Source organism: Streptomyces sp. TP-A0356, from assembly GCF_001417775.1.
Taxonomy (GTDB): domain Bacteria; phylum Actinomycetota; class Actinomycetes; order Streptomycetales; family Streptomycetaceae; genus Streptomyces.
Map to the genome: position 1 here is coordinate 436945 of NZ_BBZJ01000013.1, position 17718 is coordinate 454662.

Consider the following 17718-nt stretch of genomic DNA (forward strand, 5'->3'; position numbering starts at 1 on the left):
GCGGATTGGCCTGCGGATTGGCCTGCTGAGTCCCCGTCTGGGTGCCTACGGCGAGGACCGAACCAGGCGAATTGACAATCTGGTTCACGTTGTTGGTCGTCTGAGTAATGATTTGGGTGATCGCCGTCTGAGACAGGCCGAGGCTCTTCGCCTTGGATTCTGTCGCCGCTATGGCCGCCGCCTTCACCTGCTGTGCAGAGGCGCCTTTCGCCTTCGCCGCTTGTGCCGCACTCGTTCCGGCAGCCACGGCAAGTGCGGCTCCGTTTCCTGCCGATGCCGTTGCCGATGCAGCCGCGCCGGTGCAGGTCACAGGACCCACCGCGAACGGGCCCGCACCCGTAACGGCCTTCGGCCCGATGAGACCGGCAGCAGAAGATTGCACCGCGGTCCCTCCAGGCGTGACGGTGAACGACCCATTGGGCGCGAAATTCTCGCCCGTCAGGGTACTTCCTACCACCCGACACGTCGCGTTCGGGGCAGCGGAGGCCGGCGCGACAGCGGTCGCCACCATCCCTCCGGCCAGCGCGACTGTTGCGGCGACACTCAGTGCGATCTTGCCTCTCACAGGGTTCCCCTTTCTCCTTTTCGGCACCGCGCTCGCGATCCCGCCCACGACGTGACGTTGACGCAGTGGGCGGAACCGGCAGCAGCAGATCCCTCCCTGTTTGGACATGACTCAAGCGTCGGCCGTCGGCTTCAGGCGATCAAGAGGCAGATCAACCGACGAGGTGGGCAGAATTACCCATCATTCGAAAGACCGACCCGTGAAGCCCTACTGTGGTGTTCAGCTCTCTTCCAGCCTTCGGGGTGAGATATATGAAGAAGACAATCTGGTGGAGCGTCAGTACTACAGCGGTGGCCTCGAGTTGCTTGGGGGCCGCCATATGGGGCGCCTCAGCGAGTGAGGCAAGCACCTCACCGCGGAATTCCCAGGAGTCGGTTCTCAAGTGCTACAAGACCATTCGCGACCCGAATAGGATCGTGTGCTACCGGGTTTCCATGAGGCCTCTGCACAAGGGCGGCCACATCGTGTTCGTCCCCTTCCTCGTCGAGGTGCCCACACCATCGGATCCCCCGCCCGCCATCACAGTCAACGACCTCCCGGGAACCGACCCTGGAACCAATGCCGGGACCAACTCGCGCACCGGCCAAGGCCGTTAGGAGGGCGGCGGCAGCGACTAGGGCCCTTCTGACGGAGCGAGCGGACCCGGACTCGCCATTGCCCCGTCCTCGCCCCGCACTGATCACTGAACGGCTGCGGCAGGGTAACGGCTTGACCCGCACACACCAAGCTCCTAGATTCCGCCATGCTGGCCTGATCTGATAGAGATCAAGCGCACCGTGATCCCTGGGGGGACAAGAATGCAGTGGTACGTGGACGTACTGAAGAAGTACGCGGTGTTCAACGGCCGCGCCCGTCGGCAGGAATACTGGATGTTCTTCCTGTTCAACCTGATCATCAGCATCGTGCTGACGGTCATCGACAGCGCCATGGACAGCAACATCCTCAGCATCCTCTACGGCGTCGCCGTCCTGCTCCCCAGCATCGGTGTCACGGTCCGCCGACTGCACGACACCGGCAAGTCCGGCTGGTGGATCTTCATCTCCCTCATCCCCCTGGTGGGCGCGATCGTCCTGATCGTCTTCCTCGCCACCGAGGGCAAGCCGGAGCCGAACCAGTACGGCACCAACCCGAAGCTGGCTCCGGCCGTCTGAGCCAGCCCCAGCGAAGCAGGCCCGCCGGAAGATTCCGGCGGGCCTTTCCCTTTGGCGGTAGTCCCGACGGCTGCAGTGGGATCACCACGGTCTACCGGTACCTCTAACGACCCGTGCCGGTCGGGGACTTCTTGACCGTCAGAGGCAGCAACTTCTTCCCGGTCGGCCCGATCTGGATGGCCGTGTCCATCTGCGGGCACACACCGCAGTCGAAGCACGGGGTCCAGCGGCAGTCCTCGACCTCCGTCTCGTCGAGGGCGTCCTGCCAGTCCTCCCAGAGCCAGTCCTTGTCGAGGCCCGAGTCGAGGTGGTCCCAGGGAAGGACCTCCTCGTAGGAGCGCTCGCGGGTCGTGTACCAGTCGACGTCCACGCCGAAGGGGGCCAGCGCCTTCTCCGCGCAGTTCATCCAGCGGTCGTACGAGAAGTGCTCGCGCCAGCCGTCGAAGCGGCCGCCGTCCTCGTAGACCGCGCGGATGACGGCGCCGATGCGGCGGTCACCGCGGGAGAGCAGGCCTTCGACGATGCCGGGCTTGCCGTCGTGGTAGCGGAAGCCGATCGAGCGGCCGTACTTCTTGTCGCCCCGGATCTTGTCGCGGAGCTTCTCCAGGCGGGCGTCCGTGTCCTCCGCGCTCAGCTGCGGGGCCCACTGGAAGGGGGTGTGGGGCTTGGGGACGAAGCCGCCGATCGACACCGTGCAGCGGATGTCGTTCGAGCCGGAGACCTCGCGGCCCTTCTGGATCACGCGCGTCGCCATGTCGGCGATCTGCAGCACGTCCTCGTCCGTCTCCGTCGGCAGGCCGCACATGAAGTACAGCTTCACCTGGCGCCAGCCGTTGCCGTAGGCCGTCGCGACGGTCCTGATCAGGTCCTCTTCCGAGACCATCTTGTTGATGACCTTGCGGATGCGTTCCGAGCCGCCCTCCGGGGCGAAGGTCAGGCCCGACCTGCGGCCGTTGCGCGTGAGCTCGTTCGCCAGGTCGATGTTGAACGCGTCCACCCGGGTCGACGGGAGCGAGAGGCCGATCTTGTCTTCCTCGTAGCGGTCCGCCAGGCCCTTGGCGATGTCGCCGATCTCCGAGTGGTCCGCCGAGGAGAGGGACAGGAGGCCGACCTCCTCGAAACCCGTCGCCTTCAGGCCCTTGTCCACCATCGCGCCGATGCCCGTGATGGAGCGTTCACGGACCGGGCGGGTGATCATGCCCGCCTGGCAGAAGCGGCAGCCCCGCGTGCAGCCGCGGAAGATCTCGACGGACATGCGCTCATGGACCGTCTCCGCCAGGGGGACCAGCGGCTGCTTGGGGTAGGGCCACTCGTCGAGATCCATGACGGTGTGCTTGGACACGCGCCACGGCACGCCCGACTTGGTGGGGACGACACGGCCGATGCGGCCGTCGGGCAGGTACTCGACGTCGTAGAACGCCGGGACGTAGACCCCGCCCGTCTTCGCCAGCCGGAAGAGAAGTTCCTCTCGGCCACCGGGGCGGCCCTCCGCCTTCCAGGCGCGAATGATCCTGGTGACCTCCAGGACCGCCTGCTCGCCGTCGCCGATCACCGCGCAGTCGATGAAGTCGGCGATGGGCTCGGGGTTGAACGCCGCGTGGCCGCCGGCCATCACGATCGGGTCGTCCAGGCCCCGGTCCCTGGACTCCAGAGGGATGCCCGCGAGGTCGAGGGCCGTCAGCATGTTCGTGTAGCCGAGCTCGGTGGAGAAGGACAGGCCGAGGACGTCGAAGGCCTTCACCGGGCGGTGGCTGTCCACCGTGAACTGCGGGACGCCGTGCTCCCGCATCAGCGCCTCCAGGTCCGGCCAGACACTGTAGGTGCGCTCGGCGAGGACGCCCTCCTGCTCGTTCAGGACCTCGTAGAGGATCATGACGCCCTGGTTGGGCAGGCCGACCTCGTACGCGTCCGGGTACATGAGCGCCCAGCGGACGTCACAGGCGTCCCACGGCTTGACCGTGGAGTTGAGCTCTCCGCCGACGTACTGGATCGGCTTCTGCACATGCGGGAGCAGAGCTTCGAGCTGCGGGAACACCGACTCGGCGGCTTCGGCAGACATCTCGCGTCTTTCGTGAGCAGGAGGAACTGACAGGGGTGACCCTCAAGCCTAACGCGGGCGCGAGCCCTCCTCGGACGCCCGGACGCCCGGACGACCGCGGCTGTCGGCTGCCGCCCGCTCGGCCGCTCAGACCCTGGCCTTCTTCCTCACCGCCGGCCACACCTGCGGCAGCGCGGCCTCCGCGGCCGCCGCGCGCTGTTCCTCCCGCCCGTACAGGACGCCGTACGTGAACGTGTTCTCCCTTGCCGCGTAGGACTGGGCCGACAGCTCCAGCAGTGCCTCGCGGGCCATCACGCTGTCCTGGTGGTCGCCGAGCAGGGTCTGCAGGGACTTCATCGCCTTGACCAGTCTCCTGGCCGGCTTGCCGAGCGCGGGTGCGGCGGCCTCGGCCGCGTACCGGGTGCGCTTGGTCTTCTTGCGGGCCTCGTGCATCGCGACGTCACGGTCATGGCCCGAGGGCAGGTCGAGGGCCTGGCCGACCAGGTCGGCGACCTTGCGGAAGTCCCTTCGTACGGCCTTGGCGAGCACCTTCGACGGCTTGCCGGCGGCCGACTTCCGCAGGGGCGGGTCGGCGATCAGGGCGTCGAGGGTCTCCAGCAGTCGCAGGTAGCGCTCCGAGTCCAGGACGGCGATCAGCTGATCCCGGGCCCCCTCGTGCCGCATGTTCGACCAGGTGCGGAGGCGGTTGCGGACCGGCCCGGAGAGCAGCGAGGGGGACAGTTCGGACACCGCGTTCATCAGGCGCTCGGTGAGGACCTCCCGGTCGCGGTCGATGCCCAGCTCACCGGCCAGCCACTTCAGCTCGTCGGCGACCGGGTCGGTGACGCGGCGGTCCAGGACCTTGCCGAACGAGCGGAACGTGCTGCGCAGCCGGCGGGTGGCGACACGCATGGAGTGCACCGAGTCGGGGACGTCCCGGCGGACCGCGGGGTCCAGTTCGACGATGGCGTCCCGTTGGGCGCGGACGTAGGAGAGGACGTGGTCGCCCGCGGTGACCGGCGGCTGCCCCCGATCGGCCGATGCAGGCCTCGGGCGCCTCTGCGAATCTGCTCCGGCAGGCCCTGTGCGCTTCTCCGCAACCGCCCCGTCCTGCCTCGTCCGCTTCCCCCCGCCACCCACCGCCGACTTCGTCGGCCGGCCCGCCCCGGCCTCCGCGAACTCTGTCCCGCTCCCCGCACCGGCCGCCGCGGGCTTCCCCCGCCTGCCCGCAGTGGCCCGGTCGGGCCCGGTCCCGGTGCCCCTCGTGCCCGTCCCCGTCTCTTCCAGCGCCTTCGCCAGCTTGGACGGGGCCGAGGAGCGGCTCAGCCCGGCCTTGCGGAGCTTCTTCTCGACCTTGTCGAGGAACGCGGGGTCGCCGTCGTCCGCCAGTTCGACCTCGATCTCCGTCCACTCAGTGGTGCCCGTGCCGCCGCTCAGCCGCTCGGCGCGCACCCGGTCGAGGCTGACCTCCGCGAGCAGGGCGCCGTGGGCGTCGACGAGATGGCGGATGTCGCGCGCGGAGCGCAGCCGGACGACGGGGACCAGGTCGGCGTCGCGCACGCGGGAGCGGACCAGACCGGAGAGGTACGGGGGGATGGTGTCGGAGAGCGGGGCGTGGATCTCGTCGCGTACGTCGTCGGAGACCGGAAGCTTGAGGTGCCAGCCGGCGTCGTCGCCCCCGGTGCGTCGGCGCAGGGTGACGGACGACGCGGAGAGGCGCTGGTCGGGGGTGTCGTAGTAGGTGGCGTCGAGATCCGCGACGCCCTGGTCGATGACGGCCGAGACCCCGTCGACGCCGGTCAGGTCGGGAAGTTCGTCCCCGGCAGCGGCCTGGTATTTCCGCTCGATTTCGCGCTTCGTGTCCGCCATGACCCGAATCTAGTGGCAATCGGGCCGGGGCGGCAGAGGCCGCCGAGACGGATCCGCCTCCTGACTGGGGCTGAATCCAGCGGGTCAGGAGGCGACGAGGGGGGCTCGGCACTTCGGCGTCGTCCGGTCCCCCCTACGCCGACAGCGGCCGCTGTACCCGGATCGACTGCAGCAGGCCCACCGCTATCCAGACGGAGAACATCGACGAGCCGCCGTAGGACACGAACGGCAGTGGAATGCCCGCGACCGGCATGATGCCGAGGTTCATGCCGATGTTCTCGAAGGACTGGAAGGCGAACCAGGCGATGATCCCGGCGGCGACGACAGTGCCGTACAGCTCGGTCGTCTCGCGGGCGATGCGGCAGGCCCGCCACAGGACGACACCGAGCAGGGCGATGATCAGACCGGCGCCGACGAAGCCCAGCTCCTCCCCCGCCACCGAGAAGACGAAGTCGGTCTGCTGCTCGGGCACGAACTGGCCCGTGGTCTGGGAGCCGTGGAACAGGCCCGCCCCGGTCAGTCCGCCGGAGCCGATCGCGATGCGCGCCTGGCTGGTGTTGTAACCGACGCCCGAGGGATCCAGGCTCGGGTTGGCGAAGGCGGCGAAGCGGTTGATCTGGTACTGGCCCAGGATGTGCAGCTGCCACACGGCGACCGCGGCCAGGGCGCCGGCGGCGAGCAGGCCGAAGATCCAGCGGTTGGAGGCGCCGGAGGCGAGCACCACGCCCAGCACGATGATCACCATGACCATCGTCGAACCGAGGTCGGGCATGAGCAGGACGATCATCATCGGGACGGCCGCCAGACCCAGGGACTGGGCCACGGTCCGGTGGTCGGGGTACTGCTTGTCGCCCGCGTCGACCCGGGCCGAGAGCAGCATCGCCATGCCCAGGGTGATCGTGACCTTCACGAACTCGGAGGGCTGGAGTGAGAAGCCGCCGCCGAAGACGATCCAGTTGCGGTTGCCGTTGATGGTGGCGCCGAGCGGGGTGAGCACCAGCAGGATCAGGAAGACCGAGGCGCCGTACAGGATCGGCACGGCCGTGCGCAGGGTGCGATGACCGAGCCAGATCGTGCCGATCATCAGGGCCACCCCGATGCCGGTGTTCATCAGGTGCCGGATCAGGAAGTAGTGCGGGTCGCCCTGGTTGATCTCGGTGCGGTTGCGGGTCGCCGAGTAGACGAGGGCCATGCCGATCAGGGACAGCGCCGTGGCCGACAGCAGTATCGGCCAGTCGAGGCGGCGGGCCACGCTGTCGCGGGCGAAGACCCGTGTCCAGCCGGCCCGTGCGGGGCCGTACCCGGGGACGGAGAAGTTGTTCGCTCCGGTCACGTCGGGATCCTCCGCCTCTTCTTCGGGCGGTCCGTGCGCCGTCGGGTGGTGCGGTTGCTCGCGGACGGGGAGGGCACGGTGGCCGAGGGGTTGTCGGTGGGCGCGCCCTGCTGGTCCTGGCCGGGGGCCTGGTTCGCGTTCGGGTCGTACTTCTCGATCTTCGGGGAGACGATCGAGCCATCGGGCCGGATCTTGGGGAGGTCCTTCTGCGGGGTGGGCAGCAGGGCCTTCTTGTTGTCGATCGAGCCGTCGCCCTGGACGCCGTACAGCGCGTTGTAGATCTTGCGTACGGCCTCACCGGAGGCGCCGGAGCCCGTACCGGCCTGGGCGATGGTCATGACGACCGCGTAGTCCTTGCTGTACGTGGCCAGCCACGAGGTGGTCTGCTTGCCGTAGACCTCGGCGGTACCGGTCTTGGCGTGCAGCGGGATCTTGTCCTGCGGCCAGCCGCCGAACTTCCAGGCGGCGGTACCGCGGGTGACGACGCCCGCGAAGGCCTGGTCCATGCCGTCCCGCGTCTCCTTGGTGATCGGCAGCCTGCCGTGCGACTGGGGCCTGATCTCGGTGGTCTGCTTGCCGTCCGGGCTGATGATCGCCTTGCCGATGGTCGGGTTCCACAGGGTGCCGCCGTTGGAGACGGCCGAGTAGATGACGGCCTCCTGGATCGGCGTCACCAGGGTGTCGCCCTGGCCGATGGAGTAGTTGATCTCGTCACCCTCGCGCATCCTGTTGCCCTCGAGGCAGTTCTCGTACGCGATCTTCTGGACGTAGTCGCCGTCCTTCTTGCCGGTCTTGCACCAGGCGTCCTTGTTGGCCTCCCAGTACTTCTGCTTCCACTGGCGGTCGGGGACGCGGCCGGAGACCTCGTTGGGCAGGTCGACGCCGGTGGGCTTGCCGAGGCCGAACTGGTGGGCGGCCTTGAAGAAGTAGTCCTTGGGCGTCTTCTTCGGGTTGATGCCGCCGTCCTTCTTCCACTCGCTGTCCGCGAGGCCGTAGAAGACGGTGTCGCAGGAGACCTCGAGGGCGCGGCCGAGCGAGATCGGGCCGAAGTTCTCCCCCTCGAAGTTCTTGAAGACCTGGCTGCCGACCGAGTACGAGGCCGTACAGGGATAGTGGCCGTCGAAGGCGTAACCGGCCTCGACGGCTCCGGCCGTGGACACCACCTTGAAGGTGGACCCCGGAGCCGCCTGTCCCTGGATGGCCCGGTTGAGCAGCGGGTAGTTGGAGTCCTTGCCGGTGAGCTGCCGGTAGTCCTTGGCGGAGATGCCGCCGACCCAGACGTTCGGGTCGTACGTCGGGTTGGACGCCATGGCGACGACACGGCCCGTCCTGGCCTCCATCACCACGACGGCACCGGAGTCCGCCTTGTAGTTCTCGCCGCTGTTCTTGTCGAACTGGGTGCGGGCGGCCTTCATCGCCTCGTTCAGCTCGTACTCGGCGACCCGCTGGACACGGGCGTCGATGCTGGTGACCAGTCTGGAGCCGGGCTGGGCGGCATCGCCCTTGGCCTTGCCGATGACACGGCCGAGGTTGTCGACCTCGTAACGGGTGACGCCGGCCTTGCCCCGCAGCACCTGGTCGTACTGCCGCTCCAGGCCGGATCGGCCCACCTGGTCGGAGCGCAGGTAGGGGGAGCTGGTGTTCTTGGCCTGCTGGATCTCGTTGTCGGTGACGGGCGAGAGATAGCCGAGCACCTGGGCGGTGTTGGCCTCGCCGGGGCTCGGGTAGCGGCGCAGGGCCTGGGGCTCTGCGGTGACGCCGGGGAAGTCCTCGGAGCGCTCGCGGATCTGCAGGGCCTGCCGGGGGGTGGCCGTGTCGGTGATGGGGATCGGCTGGTACGGGGAACCGTTCCAGCAGGGCTGCGGGGTCTTGGCGTCGCAGAGGCGGACCTTGTCCACGACCTCCTGGGGGTTCATGCCCAGGACGCCGGCCAGTTTGGTGAGGACCGCCTTGCCCTTGTCCTTCATCTTCAGCAGGTCGGTGCGGGACGCGGAGACCACCAGCCGGGTCTCGTTGTCGGCGAGCGGGACACCCCGCGCGTCCAGGATCTCTCCGCGCACGGCGGGCTGGACGACCTGCTGGACGTGGTTGCCGGAGGCCTCCTTGGCGTACTCGGCCCCGTTGCGGATCTGGAGGTACCAGAGGCGGCCGCCGAGGGTGCCGAGGAGGGAGAGGACGAGGATCTGGATGACGACGAGCCGGATCTGGACGCGCGGGGTCCGTCCCGTCTCGGGGATGTTAGTCATGGGCGAAGCCCATTCCGTCGAGGGTGGCGGTGGGAGACGGGTGGGCGTTGGTCACTGCTGCCTCCCCCTCTCCGGGTACGTACGGGTCATACGAGTACACGATCAACCTGTGCGGCCACGCGGCCGGCTCACGGGTCGTCACAGCCGCTTGACCCCCTTGATGCGCCCGGCGCGGGCCATCCGGGCTCTGGCCGCCTTGACGCGCAGTACCCCGCGCTGGCTGCCGATGCGCAGCCCGGTGCCGGAGGAGAGCCAGCCGGAGGAGACATCGGCCGCCTTGGCGGAGTTGGTCTCGGCGAGCGGGTCGTTGTCGGCGCGGCGGGCCAGGCCCATGATGCCGGGCACCACGAAGGGCGCGAGCAGCAGGTCGTACAGGGCGGCCGTGAACAGCAGGCTGAACAGGCCCACATGGCGGGCGGCGGTGTCGCCGACCAGGGCGCCCACGGCCGCGTACAGCAGCGTGGAGCCGATCGCGGCGGCGACCACCACGGCCATCGGGCCGCTGGCGGACTTGAGGCGGCCGTTCTCGGGCCGGGCGAGTCCGGCGAGGTAGCCGATGACGCAGAGCACGAGGGCGTAACGGCCGGCGGCGTGATCGGCGGGCGGGGCGAGGTCGGAGAGCAGTCCCGCGCCGAAGCCGATGAGACAGCCGCCGACATGGCCGTAGACCAGGGCGAGGCCGACGACGGTCAGCAGCACCAGGTCGGGGACGGCGCCGGGCAGATGGAGGCGGGCGAGGACGCTCACCTGGATCACCAGGGCGACGATCACCAGGGTGGTGGAGAGCAGCATCCGGTTGAGGCGCATGTGGTTCAGCTCCTAGGGCGTCTGCTGCTGGCCGGGGGTGGAGGCCGAGGCCGAGGGCGTCACGGTGACGGTCACGGTCGGTGTGGGCGTCGGCTGGGGCTTGGGCGGGAGGACGGTGTCGCGCGGATCCTTCTTCGGTGCCTGGACGACGACTCCGACGATGTCGAGGCTGGTGAAGGACACGAACGGCTTCACGTAGATCGTGCGGGTCAGATCGCCGCCGGAGGGGTCCACCCGTGAGACCACGCCGACCGGGACGCCGGGCACGAACGGCTTGTCGGCCTGGGAGCCGAAGGTGATCAGACGGTCGCCCTTCTTCACGTCGGCCTTGGCGTTGAGGAGCTGCACGCGCAGCGGACGGTCGCCCTGCCCGGAGGCGAAACCGAGCTCGTCGCTGCTCTCCATGCGGGTGCCGACGGTGAAGTCCGGGTCGTTGGCCAGCAGCACGGTCGAGGTGTCGGGGCCGACGGTGGTGACGCGGCCGACCAGCCCGTCGCTGTTGAGGACGGTCATGTCGCGCTTGATGCCGTCCTTGGCGCCGACGTCGATGGTGACGGTCCAGGAGAAGCCCTGGGCCGCTCCTATGGCGATGACCTCCGCGCCCTTGATCCCGTACTGGCCCTCGCCCGCGACCCGGATCATCCTGTCGAGCTGCTTGAGGCGGCTGCGGTTGCGGTCGTCGCTGCCCAGCTTCGCCTTCAAGGTGGCGTTGGCGCGCTCCAGTTGGGCGATACGGTCGTGCCGGCCGCCGGAGTCGCGTACGGCCGCGATCGCGTTGCCGACGGGGTCGACGGCGGACGACACCCCGTTCTCGATCGGACCGAAGACCGTGGCGGCGGCCTGGCGGGCACCTTCGACCGGAGAGCCCTGGCCGCCGCGGATGTCCACCGTGATCAGAGCGAACGCGATGGCGATCAGCAGCACCAGGAGCAGCCGGCTCTCTCGTGTGTCCCTCACGTGCGGCGGCCGTGCCTTCCTCGTCGGAATGTATAGGGCGGGCGCCCCGGGGTGCGCGGTGCCCGGTGGGTGCGAACCCGATGAGCAGCACCTGGCGGGCACGACCCGGAGCGCGGGACCCGGGGGTGGTATGGGGGATGGTATGGGGCGCTTATGTCTCTATATCAACGATCCGCCGCACGAGAGGAGATCGTCTCGTACGGCGGAATCGGCGCGTCGCCTCATCTGCGGGGCTGGGCGTCCAGCACCTGCTGGAGTGCCTCGAACTCCTCGACGCACTTGCCGGAGCCGAGCGCCACACTGTCCAGCGGGTCCTCGGCGATGTGGATCGGCATGCCGGTCTCCCGGCGCAGCCGCTCGTCGAGGCCGCGCAGCAGGGCGCCGCCGCCGGTCAGCACGATCCCCCGGTCCATGACGTCACCGGAGAGCTCCGGCGGGCACTTGTCGAGGGTCGTCTTGACCGCGTCCACGATCGCGTTGACCGGTTCCTCGATGGCCCTGCGGACCTCGGCCGCCGAGATGACCACGGTCTTGGGCAGCCCGGAGACCAGGTCCCGGCCGCGGATTTCGGTGTGCTCGTCGGAGTCGAGGTCGTACGCCGAACCGATCGTGATCTTGATCTGCTCGGCCGTCCGCTCACCGAGGAGGAGCGAGTACTCCTTCTTGACGTGCTGGATGATCGCGTTGTCCAGCTCGTCACCCGCGACGCGAATGGACTGGGCGGTGACGATGCCGCCGAGCGAGATGACCGCGACCTCCGTGGTGCCGCCGCCGATGTCCACCACCATGTTGCCCGTGGCCTCGTGGACCGGCAGGCCGGAGCCGATGGCGGCCGCCATGGGCTCCTCGATGATGTGCACCTGGCGGGCGCCGGCCTGGGAGGACGCCTCGATGACGGCCCGACGCTCAACGCCCGTGATCCCCGAGGGCACACAGACGACGACCCGCGGACGAGCCAGGTACCGCCGCTTGTGGATCTTCAGGATGAAGTAGCGGAGCATCCGCTCGGTGATCTCGAAGTCGGCGATCACGCCGTCCTTCAGTGGGCGAACGGCGACGATGTTGCCCGGCGTCCGGCCGATCATCTTCTTCGCTTCCGCGCCGACCGCGAGGATGCCACCGGTGTTGGTGTTGATCGCGACGACGGACGGTTCGTTGAGTACGATCCCGCGACCCCTGACGTACACCAGCGTGTTGGCGGTCCCGAGGTCGACAGCCATGTCACGGCCGATGAACGACATTGAGTTCCCCATCAGGATTCGTCTGGCCTTCCCAAGTGGAGCGTGTGCTGGCTTTTGTTGGGGCGGCGAAGTGGGTGCTGTGGCGTGAAGGCTTACATCGTAGTCTCGCCTGCACGAACACTGCGCGAGGGTCTTCGCCATTGTCAGCAGATGACGCGTCGCCTCGCTTGTGGAGACGGGCGTTCGGGGGTAGCCGTTCCCCCGATCGGCACGCATATGCCACGGGACGACCGGGTTTCCCCGACAGGTTTCCGCGGCCGTCCGTGTTCAGGCATCCGAGTGACGTGACGAAGCCTCAGAATTATTCACAGGACGAGTTCAGAAGTTCATCATCCGGACGCTCAGAAGCGGCCGGGAAAGAAGATCTTCAGCTCGCGCTCGGCGGACTCCTCGGAATCGGAGGCATGGATCAGGTTCTCGCGGACGATCACGCCGTAGTCGCCGCGGATGGAGCCGGGGGCGGCGGCGATCGGGTCGGTCGGGCCGGCCAGGGCGCGCAGCCCCTCCACGACCCGCTCACCCTCGACGACGAGCGCGACGACCGGGCCGGAGGCCATGAACTCCACCAGCGGCTCGTAGAAGGGCTTGCCCTTGTGCTCGCCGTAGTGCTGCTCCAGCGTCTCCTGGTCCAGGGTGCGCAGCTCCAGCGCGCTGATGGTCCAGCCGGCCTTGCGCTCGATACGGCTGATGATCTCGCCGATCAGCCCGCGCCGGACGGCGTCGGGCTTGAGGAGGACGAGGGTGCGCGAGGTCACGAGGGGGGCTCCTTACAGGTCACGGTGGTGCGGGTGCGTAGAGGGTACAGGGCGGGCTCCGGTGGACGTCACGCAGCGTCAGGTGCCCTCTTGGCGGTGTTCGATCAAGCGCCGGACGGGCTGGTGGTGGTGCCCGGACCGTGGTCGTCGCTCTTGGCCGCGAAGCGGGCCTTCGCCTCGTCGATCTTCCTTCCGTAGTGCACGGACGCCCACCACAGCGCCGCGAAGATCGCGCCCATGAAGTACATCGCCGGCACGAACACACCGGAGGCGATCAGCGCGAGCTGCAGGGCCCAGCCCAACTGGACGCCGCCGGGACGGGTGATCAGGCCGCACAGCAGGATGCAGACCGCCATGGCGATGCCGCTGACGGTCCAGACCGTGCCCATGGACATGCTCGGGTCCTTCATGGCGACCAGACCGGCGAAGCCGATGACGAAGAACTCGCCGATCAGGGTCGAAGCACACAGCGTACGCACGGGACGTCAGCCCTTCCCCAGGAGCAGTCGGGCCTCGCCGACGGTGATGACGGAGCCGGTGACGAGCACGGCGGCGCCCGCGTACTCCCCCTCCTCCTCGGCGAGCGTGATCGCGGCCTCCAGGGCGTCGGGCAGCCTCGGCTCGACCTGGACGCGCTCCTCGCCGAAGACCTCCACGGCGATCGCGGCCAGCTCGTCGGCGTCCATCGCGCGGTGGCTGGAGTTCCGGGTGACAACGACCTCGGCGAAGATCGGCTCGAAGGCCTCCAGCATGCCCCGTACGTTCTTGTCGGCGCTGGCACCGACGACGCCGATCAGCCGGCTGAAGTCGAAGGCCTCGCTCACGGCCTCGGCGGTGGCGCGGGCGCCCGCCGGGTTGTGGGCGGCATCCAGGACGACCGTCGGGGAGCGCCGTACGACCTCCAGACGGCCCGGGGACGACACCGAGGCGAAGGCCTTGCGGACCGTGTCCGCGTCCAGCGACTCGGGCCGCTGGGAGCCGACGCCGAAGAACGCCTCGACCGCGGCGAGCGCGACGGCGGCGTTGTGCGCCTGGTAGGCGCCGTGCAGCGGGAGGTAGACCTCCTCGTACTCGCCGCCGAGACCGCGCAGGGTCAGGAGCTGGCCGCCGACGGCGACCTGCCGGGAGACGACCCCGAACTCCAGGCCCTCGCGGGCCACGGTCGCGTCCACCTCCACGGCCTTCTTCAGCAGCACCTGGGCCGCGTCGACCGGCTGCTGGGCCAGGATGACCGTGGCGTCCTGCTTGACGATGCCGGCCTTCTCCTGGGCGATCTCGCCGGGCGTACCGCCGAGCCGGTCGGTGTGGTCGAGATCGATGGGGGTGACGACGGCGACGTCCCCGTCGATCACGTTCGTGGCGTCCCAGCTGCCGCCCATGCCGACCTCGACGACGGCCACGTCCACGGGCGCGTCCGCGAAGGCGGCGTACGCCATGCCCGTGAGCACCTCGAAGAACGAGAGCCGGTACTCCTGCTGGGAGTCGACCATCTCGACGTACGGCTTGATGTCCTCGTACGTCTCGACGAAGCGCTCGGCGGAGATGGGCGCGCCGTCGAGGCTGATCCGCTCGGTGATCGACTGGACGTGGGGGCTCGTGTACCGCCCGGTGCGCAGTTCGAAGGCGCCCAGGAGGGCCTCGATCATGCGGGCGGTGGAGGTCTTGCCGTTGGTGCCCGTGATGTGGATGGAGGGATACGACCGCTGCGGCTCCCCGAGGACGTCCATCAGCGCCGCGATACGGCTGACGGACGGCTCCAGCTTGGTCTCGCCCCAACGCGTGGCCAGCTCGGCCTCGACCGCCCGCAGCGCCTGCTCGGCCTCGGGGTCGGCGGGCCGCGCGGGCACGTCTGCCTGCGGCCGCCCGCCCTGCGTCCGCAGGGTACGGCTGCCGGCCTCGATCACCGCGAGATCGGGGTCGCGGTCGGTCTCGGCCTCGACGATCTCTTCGAAGGGATCGCTCTCATTGGGGTCGCGCGGGTGCAGATCACTCACGAGGCCAGTCTACGGAGGACCGGTGACAAGGTGGGCGAAGGCCCCCGGAGCCATGAGGTCCCGGGGGCCTTCGGTCGCCGTCTCGGCTACGCGGCGGGCAGGCGGTCCAGCTGGGCCTGGATGCGTGCGATGTCCTCGTCCGCCTTGGCGAGCCGCGTGCGGATCTTCTCCACGACGTGGTCCGGGGCCTTCGCCAGGAACGCCTCGTTGCCCAGCTTGGCGGTGGCCTGGGACTTCTCCTTCTCGGCCGCGGCCAGATCCTTGGCGAGCCGCTTGCGCTCCGCCGCCACGTCGATCGTGCCGGACAGGTCCAGCGCGACCGTGGCGCCCGCGACCGGGAGGGTCGCCGTCGCCGTGAAGCCCTCGCCCTCCGGCTGCAGACGCAGCAGCTGACGGATGGCCGCCTCGTGCGGGGCGAGCGCCGTGCCGTCCAGCGTCAGCCGGGCCGGGACCCGCTGGCCGGGCTGCAGGCCCTGGTCGGCACGGAAGCGGCGGACCTCGGTGATCACCGACTGGAGGGTCTCGATCTCCTTCTCGGCGGCCGGGTCCCGGAAGCCACTGTCCGTCGGCCAGTCCGCGATGACGAGGGACTCACCGCCCGTGAGGGTGGTCCACAGCGTCTCCGTGACGAACGGGACCACCGGGTGCAGCAGCTTCAGCGTGACGTCCAGGACCTCGCCGAGGACGCGCTTGCTGACCTCGGCCGCCTCGCCGCCCGCCTGGAAGGTGGTCTTGGACAGCTCGACGTACCAGTCGAAGACCTCGTCCCAGGCGAAGTGGAAGAGGGCGTCGGACAGCTTCGCGAACTGGAAGTCGTCGTAGTACGCGTCGACTTCGGCGACGACCGAGCCCAGGCGGGAGAGGATCCAGCGGTCCGTCGCCGACATCTTCGACGCGTCCGGCAGCGGGCCCTCGACCGTCGCGCCGTTCATCAGCGCGAAGCGCGTGGCGTTCCAGATCTTGTTGGCGAAGTTGCGGGAGCCCTGGACCCAGTCCTCGCCGATCGGCACGTCGACGCCCGGGTTGGCACCGCGCGCGAGGGTGAAGCGGAGCGCGTCGGAGCCGTACTTGTCCATCCAGTCCAGCGGGTTGACCGCGTTGCCGAAGGACTTCGACATCTTCTTGCCGAACTGGTCGCGGACCATGCCGTGCAGGGCGATGGTGTGGAACGGCGGGGTGCCGTCCATCGCGTACAGGCCGAACATCATCATCCGGGCGACCCAGAAGAAGAGGATGTCGTAGCCGGTGACCAGGACGGAGTTCGGATAGAACTTCTTCAGGCTCTCGGTCTGCTCGGGCCAGCCCAGCGTGGAGAAGGGCCACAGGCCGGAGGAGAACCAGGTGTCGAGGACGTCGGTGTCCTGACGCCAGCCCTCGCCGGCCGGGGGCTCCTCGTCCGGGCCGACACAGACGACCTCGCCGTTCGGGCCGTACCAGACCGGGATGCGGTGACCCCACCACAACTGACGCGAGATGCACCAGTCGTGCAGGTTGTCGACCCAGTCGAAGTAGCGCTTCTCCATCTCCTGCGGGTGGATCTTGACCTTGCCCTCGCGGACCGCGTCACCGGCGGCCTTCGCGAGCGGGCCGACCTTGACCCACCACTGCATGGACAGACGCGGCTCGATCGTGGTCTTGCAGCGGGAGCAGTGGCCGACCGAGTGGAGGTAGGGCCGCTTCTCGGCGACGATCCGGCCCTCGGCGCGCAGGGCGCCCACGATGGCGGAGCGGGCCTCCAGGCGGTCCAGGCCCTGGAAGGGGCCGGGGACCGTGATGACGGCGTGCTCGTCCATGACCGTGATGGCCGGCAGGTCGTGGCGCTGGCCGATCTCGAAGTCGTTCGGGTCGTGGGCCGGGGTGACCTTGACGGCACCGGTACCGAACGCGGGGTCGACGTGGGTGTCGGCGACGACGGGGATGGACCGGGCGGTGAGCGGCAGCTTGATGAGCTTGCCGACCAGGTGCTTGTAGCGCTCGTCGTCCGGGTGGACGGCGACCGCGGTGTCGCCGAGCATGGTCTCGGCACGGGTCGTGGCGACGACGAGGCTGTCGTCGCCCTCGCCGTACTTCATGGAGACGAGCTCTCCGTCGTCGTCCTGGTACTCGACCTCGATGTCCGAGATCGCCGTCAGACAGCGCGGGCACCAGTTGATGATGCGCTCGGCGCGGTAGATGAGCTCGTCGTCGTACAGCCGTTTGAAGATGGTCTGGACGGCCTTGGACAGGCCCTCGTCCATGGTGAAGCGCTCACGGGACCAGGCGACACCGTCTCCCAGGCGCCTCATCTGCCCGGAGATCTGACCGCCGGACTCGGCCTTCCACTGCCAGACGCGCTCGACGAAGGCCTCGCGGCCGAGGTCGTGCCGGGACTTGCCCTCCTTGGCGAGTTCCCGCTCGACGACGTTCTGCGTGGCGATACCGGCGTGGTCCATGCCCGGCTGCCACAGCGTCTCATGGCCCTGCATGCGCTTGCGGCGGGTGAGGGCGTCGATGAGGGTGTGCTCGAAGGCGTGCCCGAGGTGCAGGCTGCCGGTGACGTTCGGCGGCGGGATGACGATCGTGTAGGGCGGCTTGTCGCTCTTCTCGTCGGCCTCGAAGTAACCCCGCTCCACCCAGCGCTCGTACAGCGGCCCCTCCACGTCGGCCGGCGCGTACTGGGTCGGCAGTTCGGTCTCGGGCGCTGATGGCTGCTGCTGAGCGTTCTCGGTCACGGGCTCAGTTTAGGGGTGTCACGGGCCCGTCCCGAAACGCGATTCTTTGGT

12 protein-coding genes and 1 pseudogene are annotated in these 17718 nt (G+C 68.9%); 1 reads left to right on the forward strand and 12 read right to left on the reverse strand.

What is annotated here, in order from left to right; all coding sequences use genetic code 11:
* Positions 1 to 565, reverse strand: a pseudogene (locus tag ASC56_RS40495) (hypothetical protein); the annotation flags it as partial.
* A 797-nt stretch (positions 566 to 1362) separates the two neighbouring features.
* Between ASC56_RS40495 and ASC56_RS05240 the strand changes: the two are divergent.
* Positions 1363 to 1716, forward strand: coding sequence for a DUF805 domain-containing protein (locus ASC56_RS05240; protein ID WP_055489991.1), 354 nt, complete (start codon positions 1363 to 1365; stop codon positions 1714 to 1716).
* A gap of 103 nt (positions 1717 to 1819) precedes the next feature.
* Here ASC56_RS05240 and ASC56_RS05245 read toward each other — a convergent pair whose 3' ends face one another.
* The 11 genes from ASC56_RS05245 to ASC56_RS05295 all read right to left on the reverse strand — a co-directional run bounded on the left by ASC56_RS05245 (position 1820) and on the right by ASC56_RS05295 (position 17667).
* Positions 1820 to 3775 carry a TIGR03960 family B12-binding radical SAM protein gene (locus ASC56_RS05245; RefSeq protein WP_055489992.1) on the reverse strand — a complete coding sequence of 652 codons (1956 nt, stop codon included), beginning with the start codon at positions 3773 to 3775 and terminating at the stop codon, positions 1820 to 1822.
* Between the two features lie 126 nt (positions 3776 to 3901).
* Positions 3902 to 5623 (reverse strand): CYTH and CHAD domain-containing protein, encoded by a 1722-nt coding sequence (locus ASC56_RS05250; protein WP_055489993.1) that lies wholly within the window; start codon positions 5621 to 5623, stop codon positions 3902 to 3904.
* Positions 5624 to 5756: 133 nt separating this feature from the next.
* Positions 5757 to 6956: a rod shape-determining protein RodA gene (rodA, locus tag ASC56_RS05255; protein ID WP_055489994.1), complete on the reverse strand. Its 1200-nt coding sequence runs from the start codon at positions 6954 to 6956 to the stop codon at positions 5757 to 5759.
* Entirely contained in the window at positions 6953 to 9202 is a 2250-nt protein-coding gene (gene mrdA, locus ASC56_RS05260; protein WP_055489995.1) for a penicillin-binding protein 2, read from the reverse strand. Before mrdA ends, rodA begins: the two co-directional genes overlap by 4 nt.
* 138 nt (positions 9203 to 9340) lie before the next feature.
* Positions 9341 to 10009 carry a rod shape-determining protein MreD gene (mreD, locus tag ASC56_RS05265; RefSeq protein WP_055489996.1) on the reverse strand — a complete coding sequence of 223 codons (669 nt, stop codon included), beginning with the start codon at positions 10007 to 10009 and terminating at the stop codon, positions 9341 to 9343.
* A gap of 12 nt (positions 10010 to 10021) precedes the next feature.
* Positions 10022 to 10966 (reverse strand): rod shape-determining protein MreC, encoded by a 945-nt coding sequence (gene mreC / locus ASC56_RS05270; RefSeq protein WP_055489997.1) that lies wholly within the window; start codon positions 10964 to 10966, stop codon positions 10022 to 10024.
* A gap of 221 nt (positions 10967 to 11187) precedes the next feature.
* The gene (locus ASC56_RS05275) at positions 11188 to 12207 is read right to left on the reverse strand and encodes a rod shape-determining protein (RefSeq protein WP_055489998.1); all 1020 of its coding nucleotides are present in this window, start codon (positions 12205 to 12207) and stop codon (positions 11188 to 11190) included.
* A 341-nt stretch (positions 12208 to 12548) separates the two neighbouring features.
* On the reverse strand, positions 12549 to 12962 hold the full coding sequence (gene ndk / locus ASC56_RS05280) for a nucleoside-diphosphate kinase (protein ID WP_055489999.1): 414 nt from the start codon (positions 12960 to 12962) through the stop codon (positions 12549 to 12551).
* A 104-nt stretch (positions 12963 to 13066) separates the two neighbouring features.
* Positions 13067 to 13441 (reverse strand): DUF4233 domain-containing protein, encoded by a 375-nt coding sequence (locus tag ASC56_RS05285; protein WP_055490000.1) that lies wholly within the window; start codon positions 13439 to 13441, stop codon positions 13067 to 13069.
* A gap of 6 nt (positions 13442 to 13447) precedes the next feature.
* Positions 13448 to 14956 carry a folylpolyglutamate synthase/dihydrofolate synthase family protein gene (locus ASC56_RS05290; RefSeq protein WP_063784925.1) on the reverse strand — a complete coding sequence of 503 codons (1509 nt, stop codon included), beginning with the start codon at positions 14954 to 14956 and terminating at the stop codon, positions 13448 to 13450.
* Between the two features lie 86 nt (positions 14957 to 15042).
* The gene (locus tag ASC56_RS05295) at positions 15043 to 17667 is read right to left on the reverse strand and encodes a valine--tRNA ligase (protein WP_055490001.1); all 2625 of its coding nucleotides are present in this window, start codon (positions 17665 to 17667) and stop codon (positions 15043 to 15045) included.
* Between the last annotated feature and the right edge of the window lie 51 nt (positions 17668 to 17718).

Coding starts and splice junctions, on each gene's coding strand:
- ASC56_RS05240 (WP_055489991.1), top strand. CDS start 1,363: ATGCAGTGGTACGTGGACGTACTGAAGAAGTACGCGGTGTTCAACGGC.
- ASC56_RS05245 (WP_055489992.1), bottom strand. CDS start 3,775: ATGTCTGCCGAAGCCGCCGAGTCGGTGTTCCCGCAGCTCGAAGCTCTG.
- mrdA (WP_055489995.1), bottom strand. CDS start 9,202: ATGACTAACATCCCCGAGACGGGACGGACCCCGCGCGTCCAGATCCGG.
- mreD (WP_055489996.1), bottom strand. CDS start 10,009: ATGCGCCTCAACCGGATGCTGCTCTCCACCACCCTGGTGATCGTCGCC.
- ASC56_RS05275 (WP_055489998.1), bottom strand. CDS start 12,207: ATGTCGTTCATCGGCCGTGACATGGCTGTCGACCTCGGGACCGCCAAC.
- ASC56_RS05250 (WP_055489993.1), bottom strand. CDS start 5,623: ATGGCGGACACGAAGCGCGAAATCGAGCGGAAATACCAGGCCGCTGCC.